Source organism: Silvimonas terrae, assembly GCF_014202765.1.
Classification (GTDB): Bacteria; Pseudomonadota; Gammaproteobacteria; order Burkholderiales; family Chitinibacteraceae; genus Silvimonas; species Silvimonas terrae.
Window position 1 is genome coordinate 627,492 of record NZ_JACHHN010000002.1, and the last position, 16,576, is coordinate 644,067.

General features: G+C 59.7%; 17 protein-coding genes. 14 read left to right on the forward strand and 3 right to left on the reverse strand.

Annotated elements, in window-relative coordinates; all coding sequences use genetic code 11:
• The first annotated feature begins 5 nt into the window (after positions 1 to 5).
• The 4 genes from HNQ50_RS21885 to HNQ50_RS07140 are packed head-to-tail and all read left to right on the forward strand — an operon-like array spanning position 6 to position 3,875.
• Positions 6 to 1,034, forward strand: coding sequence for a VWA domain-containing protein (locus HNQ50_RS21885; RefSeq protein ID WP_221303032.1), 1,029 nt, complete (start codon positions 6 to 8; stop codon positions 1,032 to 1,034).
• Positions 1,027 to 1,605, forward strand: a complete 579-nt coding sequence (locus HNQ50_RS21890; protein ID WP_221303033.1) for a tetratricopeptide repeat protein — start codon at positions 1,027 to 1,029, stop codon at positions 1,603 to 1,605. The genes HNQ50_RS21885 and HNQ50_RS21890 overlap by 8 nt, the downstream gene beginning before the upstream one ends.
• The gene (locus HNQ50_RS07135; RefSeq protein WP_184099009.1) at positions 1,602 to 2,897 is read left to right on the forward strand and encodes a BatD family protein; all 1,296 of its coding nucleotides are present in this window, start codon (positions 1,602 to 1,604) and stop codon (positions 2,895 to 2,897) included. The genes HNQ50_RS21890 and HNQ50_RS07135 overlap by 4 nt, the downstream gene beginning before the upstream one ends.
• Before the next feature lie 21 nt (positions 2,898 to 2,918).
• Positions 2,919 to 3,875: a SphA family protein gene (locus HNQ50_RS07140; RefSeq protein WP_184099011.1), complete on the forward strand. Its 957-nt coding sequence runs from the start codon at positions 2,919 to 2,921 to the stop codon at positions 3,873 to 3,875.
• Between the two features lie 57 nt (positions 3,876 to 3,932).
• On the opposite strand, the gene HNQ50_RS07145 is transcribed toward HNQ50_RS07140, so the two are convergent.
• On the reverse strand, positions 3,933 to 4,151 hold the full coding sequence (locus HNQ50_RS07145) for a hypothetical protein (protein ID WP_184099013.1): 219 nt from the start codon (positions 4,149 to 4,151) through the stop codon (positions 3,933 to 3,935).
• A 334-nt stretch (positions 4,152 to 4,485) separates the two neighbouring features.
• On the opposite strand from HNQ50_RS07145, the gene HNQ50_RS07150 reads away from it, so the two are divergent.
• The 9 genes from HNQ50_RS07150 to HNQ50_RS07190 all read left to right on the forward strand — a co-directional run bounded on the left by HNQ50_RS07150 (position 4,486) and on the right by HNQ50_RS07190 (position 15,140).
• Complete coding sequence (locus HNQ50_RS07150) at positions 4,486 to 4,950, forward strand: chemotaxis protein CheW (protein ID WP_184099015.1); 465 nt, start codon at positions 4,486 to 4,488, stop codon at positions 4,948 to 4,950.
• On the forward strand, positions 4,947 to 6,431 hold the full coding sequence (locus HNQ50_RS07155; RefSeq protein WP_184099017.1) for a CheR family methyltransferase: 1,485 nt from the start codon (positions 4,947 to 4,949) through the stop codon (positions 6,429 to 6,431). The genes HNQ50_RS07150 and HNQ50_RS07155 overlap by 4 nt, the downstream gene beginning before the upstream one ends.
• Positions 6,428 to 7,003: a chemotaxis protein CheW gene (locus tag HNQ50_RS07160; RefSeq protein WP_184099019.1), complete on the forward strand. Its 576-nt coding sequence runs from the start codon at positions 6,428 to 6,430 to the stop codon at positions 7,001 to 7,003. Before HNQ50_RS07155 ends, HNQ50_RS07160 begins: the two co-directional genes overlap by 4 nt.
• Complete coding sequence (locus HNQ50_RS07165; RefSeq protein WP_184099020.1) at positions 7,000 to 8,469, forward strand: CHASE3 domain-containing protein; 1,470 nt, start codon at positions 7,000 to 7,002, stop codon at positions 8,467 to 8,469. The genes HNQ50_RS07160 and HNQ50_RS07165 overlap by 4 nt, the downstream gene beginning before the upstream one ends.
• Positions 8,470 to 8,471: 2 nt before the next feature.
• Complete coding sequence (locus HNQ50_RS07170) at positions 8,472 to 10,457, forward strand: response regulator (RefSeq protein WP_184099022.1); 1,986 nt, start codon at positions 8,472 to 8,474, stop codon at positions 10,455 to 10,457.
• The gene (cheB, locus tag HNQ50_RS07175) at positions 10,454 to 11,506 is read left to right on the forward strand and encodes a chemotaxis-specific protein-glutamate methyltransferase CheB (RefSeq protein WP_184099024.1); all 1,053 of its coding nucleotides are present in this window, start codon (positions 10,454 to 10,456) and stop codon (positions 11,504 to 11,506) included. Before HNQ50_RS07170 ends, cheB begins: the two co-directional genes overlap by 4 nt.
• 7 nt (positions 11,507 to 11,513) lie before the next feature.
• Entirely contained in the window at positions 11,514 to 13,679 is a 2,166-nt protein-coding gene (locus HNQ50_RS07180; protein ID WP_184099026.1) for a response regulator, read from the forward strand.
• Between the two features lie 31 nt (positions 13,680 to 13,710).
• A complete protein-coding gene (locus HNQ50_RS07185) occupies positions 13,711 to 14,079 on the forward strand; it encodes a response regulator (RefSeq protein WP_184099028.1) in 369 nt (122 codons plus the stop codon).
• A 224-nt stretch (positions 14,080 to 14,303) separates the two neighbouring features.
• Positions 14,304 to 15,140 carry a C13 family peptidase gene (locus HNQ50_RS07190; protein ID WP_184099031.1) on the forward strand — a complete coding sequence of 279 codons (837 nt, stop codon included), beginning with the start codon at positions 14,304 to 14,306 and terminating at the stop codon, positions 15,138 to 15,140.
• 113 nt (positions 15,141 to 15,253) lie between these two features.
• Here HNQ50_RS07190 and HNQ50_RS07195 read toward each other — a convergent pair whose 3' ends face one another.
• Positions 15,254 to 15,550: a hypothetical protein gene (locus HNQ50_RS07195; RefSeq protein WP_184099033.1), complete on the reverse strand. Its 297-nt coding sequence runs from the start codon at positions 15,548 to 15,550 to the stop codon at positions 15,254 to 15,256.
• Between the two features lie 314 nt (positions 15,551 to 15,864).
• On the opposite strand from HNQ50_RS07195, the gene HNQ50_RS07200 reads away from it, so the two are divergent.
• Complete coding sequence (locus HNQ50_RS07200; protein WP_184099035.1) at positions 15,865 to 16,071, forward strand: hypothetical protein; 207 nt, start codon at positions 15,865 to 15,867, stop codon at positions 16,069 to 16,071.
• On the opposite strand, the gene HNQ50_RS07205 is transcribed toward HNQ50_RS07200, so the two are convergent.
• The gene (locus HNQ50_RS07205) at positions 16,065 to 16,565 is read right to left on the reverse strand and encodes a hypothetical protein (RefSeq protein WP_184099037.1); all 501 of its coding nucleotides are present in this window, start codon (positions 16,563 to 16,565) and stop codon (positions 16,065 to 16,067) included. The genes HNQ50_RS07200 and HNQ50_RS07205 overlap by 7 nt on opposite strands.
• Between the last annotated feature and the right edge of the window lie 11 nt (positions 16,566 to 16,576).

Here is a 16,576-nt window from a genome sequence, read left to right on the forward strand (position 1 = left end):
CCGGCATGGATATCAATCTTGATGCCTTTCACTTTTTGCGCCCGCACTGGCTTTGGCTGATTGCGGTGGCGGCGGTGCTGGTTGTGTTATGGCATGCGCTGTCAGACCCCCGTCGCCGCTGGCGTGGCATTATCGCCCCGCACCTGTTAACGCACTTGCTGGTCGACCCTCACCGTTTCTGGCGCGTGCGCCCGGTCCACCTGACCGCACTCACCCTGACGGTACTGGCCGTGGCCGCCGCCGGCCCCACCTGGGAGCAAGAAGCCCCGCCGTTCTCGCAAGACACCGCACCGCTGGTCGTTGCGCTGGATTTATCCGCCAGCATGAACGCCACGGATATCCCGCCCACCCGGCTGGACCGCTGCAAGCAAAAGATCAAAGAGTTGATGAAGCTGCGTAACGGCGCCCGTACCGGCCTTGTGGTGTACGCCGGCACGGCGCATATGGTGGTGCCACCGACGGACGATCCGGATTTCATGGGCCTTTTCCTGGATGCGCTGGATACCTCGCTCATGCCACGCGCAGGCAAAAATGCGCTGGGCGCGCTGCAACAAGCAGACCACCTGCTGAGCAAAGAGCCCGCTGCCGGCACCATAGTGTTTTGCACGGATGGCTTTGACCGCAACCAGATTCCGGCGTTTGCCAAAGCCATTGGGCAGCAGCGTGCGCTGGTGTTGTTATTGGCGGTGGGCACAGCGCGTGGCGGGCCATTGCGCAGCCAGAATGGTGGCGTGGTGACCGATTCTGCCGGCCATCCGCAACAGGGCAAGTTTGATCTGGCCGCACTGCAAGCTGCTGCCGCCGCAGCAGACGCGCCACTCACCAGCGTGCGACTGGATGACGATGACGTGGCATGGGTACAACGCCGCGCCGTCAGCCATATGCAGGCGGCAGAAGAACGCAATGCTCAGGTTCGCTGGAAAGAAGCCGGTTATTACCTGTGTTTTCCGCTGGCACTGCTGGCGGCGCTCTGGTTCCGGCGCGGCTGGGTGGGTTCGCTGGCTGCCCGTACTGCTGCTGGCCGGTTTGTTTAGCGCACCCCGCCCGGCTTATGCACTGGACATACGCTGGCAGGACGCGTTCTTCACGCCGGATCAGCAAGGGCGCTGGGCCTTTGAACATGGCCAGTTTACCGAAGCCGCCAACCTGTTTGCCGACCCCATGTGGCAGGGTTGGGCGTGGTACCGCGCCGGCAATAACGCCGCAGCACTCACCGCTTTTGCCAATCTGCAAACACCCCAAGCGTATTTCATGATGGGCAACTGCTATGCCCGACTGAAAGACTACCCGCGCGCCGTCGCCGCTTATGACAATGCCTTGAAACTCCAGCCGGAGTTTGCCCAGGCCAGGGCCAACCGGGCACTGGTGGCGGCATTAATCCCCAAGGCCAAACCCCCGACCAAAGACCAGCAACAGCAAGAAGCACCCAACCTCAAACCCGATGAATTCAAGTTTGAAAAAGGCGACAAGGGCAAGGTGGTCAAGCTGACTGAAGCGCAACGCAAGGCGCTGGATGCAGACTTGTGGATGCGTAACCTGCACACCACGCCAGCCGACTTTTTACGGCAGAAATTTGCCATTGAAGCTCAGGGCCAGAAGCCATGAGACGGCTACTGCTGATCCTCTGCTTGAGTGTGTTATTGCCCTGCCCGGCTGCCTATGCGGCCAGCAGCATGGCGCGGGCCCACCTGGAACCCGCCACCCCCGTCATGCCCGGGCAGCTGGTGAAACTGGTGGTCGATGCCCTGACCACCAACTGGTTTACCGCCGCACCGCTTTACCCAGCCATTGACATACCCGGCGCCATTGCCAGCCCGCCAAGTGATGACGCAGAAAACTTCAATATTGAAATCAACGGGGTGAAATGGTTTGGGGTATCGCGCAGCTATATGATCACGCCGCAAAATGACGGCGACTTGAAGATCCCGGCCATCTCCCTGCAACTGGAGGTCGGCCAGGTGGGCAAAACCACGGCACGCACCCAGCCCCTCACCTTGTCCGTCAAGGCAGTGTCACGGCCTGCCGGGGCAGAAAACGCCATTGGCACCACCCGCTTGCAGATCACCCAGCAAATCAGCCGCCCGCTCACCGGACTAAAACAAGGTGATGCGTTTACCCGCACCATCATTGTCAGTGTGGATGGGGTGCAAGGCATGCTGTTGCCGCCAGTCTCTTTCCCGCCCGTGCCGGGGTTGGCGGTGTATCCGAAACAAGGCCAGATCAAGGACATCACCAAAGATAGACAGGGGTTTCTCGGCAGCACCCGGCAAGACGCCGCCACGTATGTTATCCAGCAGGCCGGCAACTACACACTCCCCGCCATCAGCGTGGTGTGGTGGGACACCCGCGCCGGGCAATTGCGTACCGCCGTTGCGCCCGCACTGACGCTAAGCGCAGCGGCAACCCCCGCCTACAAACCCGAACTGGCCTTGCCGACAGAGGCGTCTGGTCCGGCCCCCGCGCGCATTCGGCATATTGATGTCGTGCGTCTGGCGCAAATGGTTGCGGTAGTGGTGATTACGTTACTGCTGTTGTGGTGGTCATTACCGCATCTATGGCGCCGGGGTGTGCGCTGGTACCGGCGACCGCGGCAGATCAACGCGGCGCGCCTGGCATGGCACCAGTTGCGTATGGCGTTACGGGGGCACCAGCCGGCCAAGCTGGTGCCTGCGCTGTATCACTGGCTGGATGCCACCCAACCCAACGGGCCTGCCCAGTTGCGCAGCGTGCTGGAGGCAGCCCAGGCGGCCACCTGGCTGGGTGCGATCTATGACAAAGAGGCTACTGCTACGCCCCCGGCGCTCTCAGCCCAGGATTTGCAGCCTTCCCGAACAAAGCAAGAACCCAACAAGCGGTCTGCATTGACACCGCTTAATCCGGACAACCGCGCATTTTGAATCTACCAGGAGACAAACGTCATGCGTTCCTGTTTTTTTCCATGTTCGATGCTCGCCGGCCTGTTGGCGCTGGCCCTGCCGGCGGCCCATGCCACTGAAGGCGCACTAGGGCGGCCAATCACAGGCACGGCGGTGTCACCCGATATCGGCATTGTGCCGCCCGAGCCAGTGTGGATCGTGAATGTCGGTGAAATCTATCTGGATGGCACGGTCAGCGACGACCGGCTGGTGCCCATTGCGGGCAAAGAGTCTGCAGGGATCAGTGGCGAAATCTCTTTCACACAGGCTACGTTGATGAAAGTGTGGGACACCGGCGCCGGCCGCTGGAATTTCGCCTCCAGCTTCACCCTGCCTTATGTGTGGACCCAGGTCGACGGCACAGTGGGACTGGGGCCATTGCGCGCTGCCACCAGCCAGCAAGCATCCAACCTGTTTGATATCTACTTTGCGCCCATTATTGCCGGTTATCACATTTCAAAAACCGAGCATGTGGCGTTCAGTTTCAACGTCTGGGCACCCACCGGACAATACGACCCCACCAAACTGGCCAACCCCAGCCTGAACAACTGGACCTTTGTGCCGCAAGTGGCCTACACGCACATCTTTCCCGAGCAAGGCATGGAATTTGATGCGGTGAGTACCCTGCAGTTTTATACGCCCAATAAAGACACGGACTACCACAACGCGCCGCAATTCACCCTGGACCTGATGGGCCTCAAGCACTTTTCCAACAAGCTGGGGGTGGGTCTGGTGATGGGGACCACGCAGCAACTGGGGGATGATTCTGGCCCCACTGCCGCAAAACTCAACGGGTTCAAAGGGCATGACTACGCGATTGGTCCGATCGTGACTTATGACGCCACGCTGGATACCAAACACACCCTGTCACTGGGTTTGCGCTGGGTACCTACGGTCAGCAGCAAGAACCGGCTGGATAGTCAGCACACCTTTATGGGTACGGCGTTGATGGCGTTTTGATGGCGCGGCCCTGTCTTGCGCAAACAAAAGGCCCGTACTTGTCACGGGCCTTTTTGTTTACTCCCGCGGCGGCATTTTCTCTGCCTTGTACTTGGCAATGAAAATCCCCTCGTTCATCGAGTCCGCTTGCACCTTGAAGGGTCTGGTGGCGATTTCAGCTTTATGCAATCCATCGATGACATAGGACCATTTCCAGAACAGTCCGGACCGCCAGACCGTTACGCACAAATGGTGTCCGGCGTGATCAAACTCTTGTACCACGGTGTCATCAGTCATCAAGCCATCCGGTTGTGGGCATGACTGATCATAGACACAAGCTCCCGATGCTGCGGCTTTTTTTAACGGCATGAATGAAATGCGCGGGTTGGGTGAGAGAGCCCCTCCTTGTGAGTTATGCCGCCCAACGCGCCGCCCCATTCTGGCGCACTGTAAAAACTAACAGGGTTCCGTGCCTTCGGGACTACACCTATCTTGTAAGCAAGCAACGTCACCGGAAGCGGACAACCAGGGGAATGCTTCGGCTGCCTTGCAGTTTGCGTGAGCCCGCCCGGATTCCAGAACAGCGCGCCACCCAATACCCATTCCCTGCAGGAAACAAAGGCCTGCCAGCATGATCAACCCGCCGTCGACACCCTGGCTGATTTGCCAGAACAATCATAACGAGTATGCATTTGCACTCTGCGACGTCATTGAAACCATGCGCCCTCTGGCACCCCACCCGTTTGCCGGCATGCCCGGCTTTGTGCTGGGCGTGGCGACCCTGCGCGGCCAGGCTGTGCCTGTGGTCGACATGACCGCGCTGATGGGCGCCAGCCGTACTGCGCCGCCCGGGCGTTACGTCACCCTGCGGATTGGCGCACGCGTGGTTGCTGTGGCGGTGGATAGCGTTATTGGCTTGCGCAGGCTCGATCCCGCTGCGCAGACCGATTTACCACCACTGTTAAGTGAAGCGGCTGCACATACGGTATCGGCCATTGCTGCGCTGGACAGTGGTTTGTTGCTGGTATTGCAAAGCGCGCATCTGATTCCGCAAGCCGTGTGGCAAGCGCTGGAGACGCAGGAGCTGGCGCAATGATGCAGCCGCCATCCCCACGGGATATCGCGCGATTTCGCGCCGCGCTGACTGAACACGCGGGCTGGTTTTTCGACGACGCCGCAGCATCCAGGCTGGCGCATGTACTGGCCCAGCAGACCCTGGTGCATCACTGCGATTACGGCACATACCTTGAGCGGGTATCCAGCGGGGAGCGAGCCGAACTGGCGGCGCTGGCACAGTTACTGACCATTACGGAGACCAGTTTCCTGCGCAATATTGATCAGCTTGTCGCCTTCATTCAGGTTGCGCTGCCGGCATATCTGAACAAAGGCGGCGGTGAGGCACCCATTCGGGTTTTGTCGTTTGGCTGCGCCTCTGGCGAGGAACCCTACTCGCTGGCCATGATGCTACAAGAACACCTGCCAGAAGCCATGCAGCGGGTGCAGATTACTGCAGCAGACCTGAACCCGGCCATGCTGGCCAAAGCCCGCCATGCACGGTATTCCGCCTGGTCCTTGCGTGATACCCCACAAGCCATGCGGGACCGCTGGTTTACGCCAGAGGGCAACCTCTTTGCGCTGGATGAGACGATCGTTGCGGCAGTGCGTTTTGAGCAGCGCAACCTGGTCGAAAATGACCCCCACTTCTGGCAAGCCGGCCGATTCGACATTGTGTTTTGCCGCAATGTACTGATGTATTTCACGCCAGCACAAGCCCGCGCTGCCGTTGGGCGCATTGCCGCCGCCATGACGCCTGGCGGGTATTTGTTTCTGGGCCATGCCGAAACCTTGCGCGGCCTCTCTGAGGACTTTGAAGTTTTTCACACCAACGACGCGTTTTATTACCGGCGACAAACACCGCCAGCCGCTGCGAGGCCGCCCCAACACATCGCCAACCCGACACCTGAAAGCAGTTGGGTGGCCGCCATTGAACAAGCCAGCGCGCGCATTCACGCCTTGTCTTGCCTGCCTGCGCCAGCCGCCGCCCAGCCTGTGCCGGCCGTTACCGCACCGACCAGCCCCAACCTGGCACCTGTACTGGACTTTCTTGACCGGGAACGCTTTGAACCCGCGCTGACTTATTTGCAGGCCCTGCCGCCCGAATATGAGCGCAATCCAGACGTCCGCCTGCTCAAGGCCGTGCTGTACAGCCACAGTGGCGCACTGGCGCAAGCCGAGGCCACGTGCTTTTCTCTCTTGCAGGACGATGAGCTGAATGCCGGCGCGCATTATGTGCTGGCGCTGTGCCGGGAGAGCCAGGGCGATCTGACGGGGGCACTGGAACAAGATCAACTGGCTGCGTGGCTGGACCCCGGGTTTGCCATGCCGCGCGTTCACATGGGGCTCATTGCCCGTCGCCGGGGCGATCATCAGGGCGCAGCGCAGGAGATGAAACACGCCATCCGGCTATTACAGCAAGAAGATCCGGCGCGCCTTTTGCTGTTTGGCGGCGGTTTCAAACGGGAGGCCCTGATGGCCCTGTGCAAACAGGAACCACTGCATTCAGGTGAACGCCGATGAGCCAGCACAAACCAGAGCAACTGGCCGGGCTGGCGCGCTTGCGTGAGGATTTTGACCAGTCGTTTGCCCAAGCGCCAGAGCGCACCCGGCACGCCATCAAGGGATTCCTGGCCATCCGGGTTGGCGCTGATCCTTATGCCTTGCCGCTGGATGAAATCAGCGGTTTATCCGCAGACCGCCATATTGTGCCGCTGCCCACACCGGTTACGGCGCTGCGCGGTCTGGCCGGTTTTCGCGGGCAAATCGTTCCGGTTTACGACCTGGGTTGCTTGCTGGGCCACGCCCCGGCCGCACACCTGCGCTGGCTGGTGCTGATCAACAAAGAACAACCGGTCGCCCTGGCCTTTGCCACGTTTGAAGCCTATTTGCGCGTTGACCAGCACATGATGGTCGACCCCGGCGAAACAGCGCCAGAAACCGCCGAACACCACCCGCAGACCATCGGTGCGGTGCGCGGAGACGGGCTGCGCCCGATCCTTCACATCCCGGCGCTGATCGAGACCATCCGCCGACTGTCACAACGGATTACCCCACCGCCTGCCACTCCCCAGCTACGGAGCGTTAAACCATGAATGCCAACTGGACGTTCGGGCGGAAAATTGCCGCATCTTTTGTGATTTCATCCGTGCTGCTGATCGCCATCGGCGTGATTGCATTCCAGAGCATTGATCAATTAATCGATGCCAGTTACCGGGTTACCCACACCCACCAGGTCCTGGAAAAAGCCGCCAGCCTGTTAGGGGCCATGAAGGATGCGGAAACCGGTCAGCGCGGCTACATCATCACCGGCAACGAAAGTTACCTTGAACCGTACCAGGGCGCGCTGCTTGAAGCGCCGCGCTTGCTGAAGGATTTGCGCAATCTGACCAGCGACAACGACCAGGAACAGAAACGGATCGATCTGGCCGAGCCACTGGTAACGGCAAAACTGGCCGAACTGAAACACACCATTGATCTGCGCCGGGCCGGGCGCGGGGACGAGGCCCTTGCCCTGATTGGCGCAGGTACTGGCAAGAAATACATGGATGATCTGCGGGTCATTGTGCACGACATGGATGACACCGAACGGGGCCTGCTGAAACAGCGTGCGGTTGAATCTGAAATGACCAGCATCCGGGCCAAGAACGTCATTTTGTACGGCACGCTGGTCAGCCTGGCCTTTGTGATTGCCGTGGGCGTACTGCTGACGCGTGCGCTGAACCAGCAAGTAGGCACGGCGGTGGGCCACGTGCAGAGTTCTTCCGCAGAGTTGCAGGCCGCCGCCAACCAGCAGGCCTCTGGCGCCAAAGAACAAGTCAACGCCATGACGGAAATCACCACCACCATCAGCGAGCTGGTTGCCACCTCACGGCAGATTGCAGAAAGCGCGCAGCGGGTAGCCCACATTGCAGAACAAACCGCGCTGGCCGCGCAAAACGGTGATGGCACCGTGGAAAAAGGTCAGGACGCCATTGCGGCCATACGCCGGCAGGTCGACCTGGTGGTGAACCACATGCTGGATCTGGGCCGGAAATCCCAGGAAATCGGGGCGGTGCTTGATATCGTGGCCGAACTGGCAGAGCAAACCAATATTCTGGCGATTAACGCCACCATTGAAGCCTCTGGCGCGGGCGAGGCCGGCCGCCGGTTTGCCGTGGTGGCCGATGAAATCCGCAAACTGGCAGACCGGGTGGCGGTGTCGACCAAATCCATCCGTTCGCAAATTGATGAAGTGCGGGGCGCGGTCAACACCACGGTGATGGCGACGGAAAGCGGCGCCAAAGCGGTGGAGGCCGGTGCCAGACAATTCAATGAAGTGGCCGCTTCATTCAGGCAAATCACCCACCTTGTGGCGACGACCACCGATGCAGCGCGGGAGATCGAACTTTCTACCAAGCAACAGGCCAGCGCCGCTGAACAAGTCCGGATTGCGGTGACCGACGTCGCCCAGGCCACCCGCGAAACGGAAGCGAGCACCAGCCAGACCTTGCAAACCGCATCCCAACTGGCCGGATTGTCGCAGGATTTACGGCGCCTGATTCAGCCCCTGAGCGCTTAGGCATGGCGAAGGACCCCTACCGCTTTTTCCGGATCGAGGCGCGTGAACTGGTCGATCAGCTATCCAGCGGCATCATCGCACTGGAAGGCACCCAGGTAGACCCTGCGGTGCTGGCCAGGTTATTGCGGCTGGCGCACACCCTCAAGGGGGCGGCCCGCGTGGTCAAACAGGGCGATATTGCCGATCTGGCCCATGCCGTTGAAGATGATCTGGCCCCGTGGCGTGAAGGCGGACAAATCATCGCCCCCGGCCCGGTCGGCCAGGCCCTGCGCAGGCTAGATGCCATTGATGCCGCACTGGCAAGTTTACCCGGCACGACTGAGGATGCCGTAGCGAGCCCCATCCCCGCGCGGCAATCCCGCACTGATCCGGCGGAGGTCAATGAACTGCTGGACGGTCTGGGTGAAATCGGGCGGGAGCTGACCTCGCTGAGCGAACTGGGCACGACCATCGCGCAAATCAACAACCTTGCTGGCGCTCTGGCCGCAAAACTGGACGGACCGCATGCCGGTGTAGCGAGCGTACTGGCCGACCTGGCGGCGGGTGCAGCGCGCAACTTAAGCGCCAGCACCGACCGTATTGACCGGGAGCTGCGCCAGGCCCGCGACACCACGGAACGCTTGCGCCTGGTCTCCGCAGCCAGCCTGTTCAGTACGCTGGAACGCACCGCGCGTGATGCAGCGCAAAGCGTGGGCAAACAAGTCAGCTTTGAAGCCAGCGGCGGCGAGGCCATGCTCGATGGGCAGGTGCTGGATATTGTGCAGAACGCGCTGGTGCAATTGGTCCGCAATGCGGTGGCGCATGGCATTGAACTCCCGGGTGAGCGCATCGCCAATGGCAAGCCGCCTGCCGGGCAATTGCGGCTGCGGGTAGCGCGGCAGGGTTATCAGGTTGCGTTCCATTGCACGGATGATGGCAAGGGCATTGATTTTGACGCCGTCCGCGCGCAGGCCATCCGCCAGGGACATCTGCCCCCCACCAGCCCCACTCCGGATACGGCGGCTTTAGTGGCCCTGCTGTTCAAAGGAGGTTTATCGACCTCTGGCAGCCTGACCCAGATTGCCGGGCGCGGCATTGGGCTGGACGTGGTTCGGGAAGCGGCACAGCAACTGAATGGCAATCTGCGCGCCGACACCAGCAAGGGCAGCGGCACAGAGGTCATCCTGACGGTGCCGGTATCTCTGGCCGCGATGGATGCACTACTGGTTGATCTGGACAACCAGCGGGCTGCCATTCCGCTTGATGCCGTGCGCGCCACACAGCGCCTGAGCCCCGCAGAGATCGCCCGCACTGGCGAAGGCGAAACCCTGTTGCATGAAGCGCAATTAATCCCGCTACTCTCCCCCCGCCTTTTCAACGACCGCCCTGCCGTCTCAGATACGGCCATGTCCGCCGTTATCCTGGCCGGAGCCCAGGACGCGATCGCCATCAAGGTAGACCGGCTGGTGGGCACGCAAAGCATAGTCTTGCGACCCCTGCCGGCGTTTGCGCCGGCTGATCCGGTAATTCTGGGCAGTTATCTGGATAACGAAGGCACGCCTTGCCTGGTGCTCGACCCCACCATTCTGGCCGCCACACCCCGCCAACACGGTGTCGCTTCGCCCGGTCAGATGGTTCCGGCATTGCCGATTCTGGTGGTAGATGACTCACTCACCACGCGCATGCTGGAAGAAAGCATTTTGTCTTCTGCCGGCCTGCCGGTAGCCACCGCCGCATCGGCCGAAGAGGCTTTGGAAATGATGCAGCAGCAGCGTTACGCCTTGTTTCTGGTGGACGTGGAAATGCCCGGCATGGATGGCTTTACGCTGGTTCAGCGCATCCGGGCCGATCCGCAACAACACGGCACGCCCTGCATTCTGGTGACCTCCTGCAACTCTGACGAGGACCGCCGGCGCGGCGAACGGGCTGGCGCTGCCGCCTACATCGTCAAAGGCGAGTTTGATCAGGTTGATTTTCTGCGCCGGGTGCGCACGCTGGTGCAATCATGAAACGCACCCGCGTCCTGGTGGTTGAGGACTCGCTGACGGTACGGCACCGGCTGCTGGAAATCCTGCAGGCCGATGCGCAACTGGAGGTCGTGGGCGCGGCCGAAGATGGCAAGCAGGCCATTGAACAATGTCTGGCTTTGCGCCCGGACATCATGACCCTGGACATGATGCTGCCGCTGATGACCGGCCTGGCCGTGACGGAATATGTGATGGCGCACTGCCCCACGCCGATTCTGATCGTATCGGCCTCGTTCAACCGGGGCGAACTCTACAGAACCTACGACGCGCTGGCCGCCGGCGCGGTCGAGGCCATTGAAAAACCCGGCCTGCAAGACGCGGATGACCAGTGGGCGCAAGAGTTTGTCGCCATGGTCAAACTGGTAGCGCGCGTCAAAGCCATTACACACTTGCGCGGCCGGCTGACCAGCATGCCGGCAGACCCGTTGCGGACAGGTCCAACTCCAACCAAATCCACCGGGCCGGGCATCAGCCTGGTGGCCATTGGGGCCTCAACCGGCGGCCCTGGCGCACTGGTGGAGATTTTGCGGGCCTTGCCGGTCAGCCGGACCCCCATTCTGATTGTGATCCATATTGGCGAGCCCTTTGGCGCGGGATTTGCAGAATGGCTTGATGGGCAGACCCCCCATAGCGTGCGCTTTCCCCGCGACGGGGAGTTATTGACCCCCCAGGTGGTGCTACTGGCGCCACCGGGCCTGCATCTGGTGGTGCGCAATCAGCGGGTGTGGCTTGCGGATACGCCGGAGCGCCATTCTTGCCGGCCTTCGGTGGATGTCTTGTTTGAATCCATCGCAGCACATTACAAGGGGCGAATTCTGGCCTGCCTGCTGACCGGCATGGGCCAGGACGGCGCGCGCGGCTTGCTGGCTATCCGGCAAGCTGGCGGCTTCACCATCGCGCAGGATGAAGCCAGTTCAGTGGTCTATGGCATGCCGCATCAGGCGGCCTTGCTGGGGGCCGCCGCGCAGATTCTGCCGCTGGGCGAAATCGGCCCGTCGATTGCCGCGCAAATCACGGCCCAGCAGAGGTGATCAGCCCATGAGCGCCCTGATTCTGGTGGTGGATGACAGCCTGACGGTACGGGCAGATTTGCTTGAGGCGCTGGCGGCGGCCGGGCTCTCCACCCTGGGCTGCGCCACCTTGCATGAAGCCAGAGCAGCACTGGCGAGCCTGCCGGTGGCACTGGCCATTCTGGATGTCTTGCTACCGGATGGTGATGGCATTGAATTGCTGGAAGAAATCCGCACCACCCCGCACACCGCACAACTCCCCGTCTTGATGCTATCGAGCGAGGCCGAAGTCAGAGATCGCATCCGGGGGCTGATGACCGGCTCCAGCGACTACATCGGCAAACCCTATGACCGGGATTACGTGGTTGCGCGGGTCTTGCAACTGGCGCGCCACGGCTCGCCCGGCACCGTGCATGAACCGCACAGTGTGCTGGTGATTGATGACAGCAGCACGTTCCGCGAAGCTTTGTGCGGCGGGCTGCGCAGCCACGGCTATACGGTTTACAGCGCATCCAGTGGGGAAGAAGGCCTGCGCAGCGCGGCGGTAAACCGGCCGTCGCTGGTGATTGTGGACGGCGTACTGCCCGGCATTGATGGCGCCACCGTCATCCGCAAACTGCGGCTGGACACCGCCTTGCGCCAGACGCCCTGCATTATGCTGACGGGCTCGGGCGAACCGGGCGCAGAACTGACCGCACTCAATTCCGGCGCGGATGCCTTTGCCCGCAAAGAAGAAGACCTGGAAATGATTCTGGCGCGGGTGCAAGCCGTCATGCGCATGGCCATGACCCCGCCCGAAGAAGTCGAAAACTCCAGCCTGCTGGGCCCCAAGCGCATTCTGGTGGTGGATGACAGCGCCACCTATCTGGATACGCTGGCCGAAGCCCTGCGCGGGGATGGTTACGACGTCATCATGGCCTGGTCGGGCGAAGAAGCACTGGACATGATCGCCGTGCAAACCGTGGACTGCATTTTGCTGGATCGGCTGATGCCCGGACTGGGTGGCACCGAAACCTGCCGGCGCATCAAGTCATCCCCCATTCTGCGGGACATTCCGCTGATCATGCTGACGGGTACGGAGGACCGGGAAGCCATGATTGAGGGGCTGGCCACCGGCGCGGATGACTATGTGTTGAAGTCCAACGAGCTGGAAGTCCTCAAGGCGCGGGTCAGCGCGCAACTGCGGCGCAAGCAGTTTGAGGATGAAAACCGCCGCATCCGGCTGGCACTGGCGCACAAGGACATGGAAGCCACCGAAGCGCGTGCCACCCGCGCGCTGGCGGAAAGCCGGGCGGAGCTACTGTCTGTGCTGGAAACCCAGAATCAGGAACTGGGTATTGCCAACGACCAGTTACGGCTACGCCAGCAGGAAATTGACGACAAGAACCAGCAATTGATGGAGGCCAATCGCCTTAAATCAGAATTTCTTTCCACCATGTCGCACGAGCTACGCACGCCGCTCAATGCCATCATCGGCTTTGCCGAGTTATTCAAAGACGGCTTGCTGGGCCCGCTGACGGACGATCAGCAAACCTACGTGGCCGCCATTTTTGATAGCGGCGAACACCTGTTGCAGCTCATCAATGAAGTGCTGGACCTTTCCAAGATCGAGGCCGGCAAAATGCAACTGGATGTCGAGCCGGTGGACCTGGAACAGATGCTCTCCGACAGTCTTTCCATTGTCCGGGAGCGCGCAACCATCAGCGACATTCATATCGACTGGCAGCCCGGCAACCCGGTACTGATGGTCCGCGCCGACCGGCGACGTTTCCGGCAGATTCTCTACAACCTGTTATCCAATGCCGTCAAATTCACCCCTGCGGGCGGCCACATCAGCCTGACCGCCAGCCAGGTAGAACGGCAGGATGCCGCCACACGTCTGCCCGGCTTTGCTGCCGGCATCAGAATGCCCTTGCCGCAGGGGGAATATCCGGCGTTTGCACAAATCAGCGTGACCGACACCGGCATTGGCATTGCCCAGAGCGACAGCGGCCGTTTGTTCAAGCCCTTCACACAACTGGATAGCTCGCTAGCCCGCAAGGTGGAAGGCACCGGTCTGGGTCTGGCCGTGGTTCACCAACTGGCCGAATTGCACGGCGGAACGGTGGCGATGACTAGTGAGCCTGGCGTGGGGAGTTGTTTTTCGGTCTGGCTGCCGCTCTGGCAAGAGCCCACCACCACACCAACAGCCTGATCAAGCACCTTTGCTGGAGGATACAAACACCATGGCGCGCATCCTGATTATTGAAGACTCGCCACTCAACATGTTGCTGACCGTCCGGATACTGACCAGTGCGAACCACGTTACGCTGGAGGCCACAAGCGCGGCAGAAGGCATTGACATTGCCCGGAGCGCCTTGCCAGAAGTAATCCTGATGGATATGCATCTGCCGGATATGGACGGTATCGCCGCAACCCGCGTACTGAAAACGGACCCACTTACCCAAGCCATCCCCATCATTGCCCTGACCGCTGATGCCATGAAAGGTGACAGGGAAAAAGCCCTGGCTTGTGGCTGCGATGAATATGTGGAAAAGCCGGTGCACTACAAATATTTATTATTAGTGATTACCCGATTTACCAATTCTGTGTAAAAAATAAAAAGGTGATATTCACACGACAGGTAATTGTCCAAAACCAAATTCCCCCTTTCTCGTCGCGAATATATTTCACGATAGTACGCGCACGCTTTTATCACGCGGTCGCTTCAACCACTTCTCTGCAAGTCTGTGTTGACGTGAATATCTGCGCTCACCCTGGATACAGATACTCTTCTGCTCTTCTGACAGGCGCAAAATCAACCTGAAATAAACAAATCATGATTTATTTTTCACACAAACCCCGTTTAATTCTGACTTCAATCAACCTGTTGCTCTGCGTTTCTTTCATCAGCGCATGCGCCACCACTTCGCGACTAGACACATCAGACATGCTGTTAATGCAGCAAATATCCGGCATTAAAAAGGGCACAAGCCATAATCCGCAAATGTATTTCCTCGGGGTGGCCGGTTATCAAAGTCCCTCTGTCTTTTCCAAAGAAGTCAAATATGTACGCAGTACATTTGACCTGAACATGGGAACCAGCAACAGGGACATCACGCTTAGTAATGATGCGCGGGACATCAACAAGCTTCCACAAGCATCCAGACAGACCCTGGAAAAATCCATCAACGGGATAGCTGCAAAAATGGATCTGGACAAAGACATCCTGGCCATTTACATGTCCTCTCATGGAGACCCCGACGGAAATCTGGTTCTGGCGCTATCTGAATACGTAACGCAAACCGTGTCACCAGCATGGTTAAAAAGAAAGCTGGATCAGGCGGGTATTCGCTGGCGGCTACTTATTGTTTCTTCATGTTACTCCGGCGCCTTTGCAGATACGCTGGCGTCTCCGGAGGCTTTGGTCATTACGGCCGCAGATGCGAAAAACACGTCTTTTGGCTGTGGTGCCGCAGATAATTACACCTGGTTTGGAGAGGCTTTCTTCGTGCATCAAAACTGGAATTCACGCAGCTTTCATCAAAATTTTATTATTGCCACCACGGAAATAAAAGAAAAAGAACAGCATATGGGCTTTAAACCGTCCAACCCACAATTCAGGGAAGGCCCGTTCATCAAGAAACAACTTGGCATACTGGATATAACACCTTAACCAGGAAGCAAAGCCCTGCTACCAGCCTCCACCACGCAGACAAGACTGGAACCGGGATTACCATTTTCAGCCATTCTGGCTCCAGCCTGACCGGCGCAAGCCCGGCGTCATTCTCAAACATAATGAAACCGGTGTTTGATCTCAATCTGCCTGAAACCATCCCGGCTCAGATACTGGATATCTGACAACCCCAGCCGGCGGGCAATGGCCTCGATCGTGTCTACTTCTGCTTTCTCGCCCAGCGCAAAATCGGTAATCCGTTTGAGCGGCAAGTCTTCCAGGAATTCATTCTGGATGGCCGCTTGCAACACCAGTGAATCAATCTGCACTGCGGAGATGGTCTGGTCGTAATCAAGGTCAAACGAGCGCTGCCCCGTGACCGTCCGATACTGGATGGAAAGAAATGCCATGACGAAGTCCCGCCTGTTGCGCTGTCAGCGTCAGAACTCCGGTATTGAAGTGAGACAGACACCTGAATGTAGGCCGATGGTGCCCCATTAGATACAGGGGTCAGATGGCCGGAGCACCCGGTTTTCAGCCTGCCAGAAACCGTGTGTGATAAATCAGCGCGCCTGGCCAGAAGCGCGTAGGCTGGAGAAGCCAACAGCCGCAAACCCGCGTCGCTGCGGATTCATGGGGATATCGTTTGCCTAATCGTTCTGATGGGTCTTTAAGAAAAATCATTGATCATCACTCGGACAAAGCGGACAAGTGCGCAAGAAGCATGCGCGACGCCCACACCGGGCAATGGCAACAGCGGTGGATGGAACGCGTGCAGATGCGGAACAAGATCGCCCGCAATCTGGGGACGTGGGATGGCTTCAAGAGCTATCAGGACTTGCTCCAGGAGTACGGCAATGTGCTCGCCATTCCCCGGCACCCGGTCACCAGCGGCGGAATGTGGTACGCCCCCAAAAAGCAGGATCATTGAGCGGCGCGGCCACGCTGACACAGAAACTGCAACACCGTGTCGTTCTCTACGTCGCCCTGCTGCCACTCAGCCCGGTTTGCCGGCCAGGTGTACGACGTTACCCGCGCCAGACTCCGCCAGAACCGCACCCGCCACGCCGACAAATGTGTGATCCGGAAGCCGGACTGGACACAATCCACCTGCAGCGCACCAAAGTACCACTTGCCACCGGCCTTGAATGCAATGCGCCCGCTGGCCGTGTTGGCGGGCGCGGGGCCTGTTCTGGCCACCTGTGACAGTGCATCGACAAACTCAAAGCCGCGCCACGCCCGATCCGGCTCCTCCACGCCCAGCGGCGCTTGCAGATAGCTATAGACGGAGACAACCGGACTGTTGGTATCCGTAGTCATCGGCCAGCCCTTCACCACTGGCGGATCTGAGCTTGTGGCCAGATACCAGGACGCGGCAAGGACGGTCAGTCCCAGGATGGGCAATAAAAGCGGCCAGCGCTGCATGTGTATTCCTG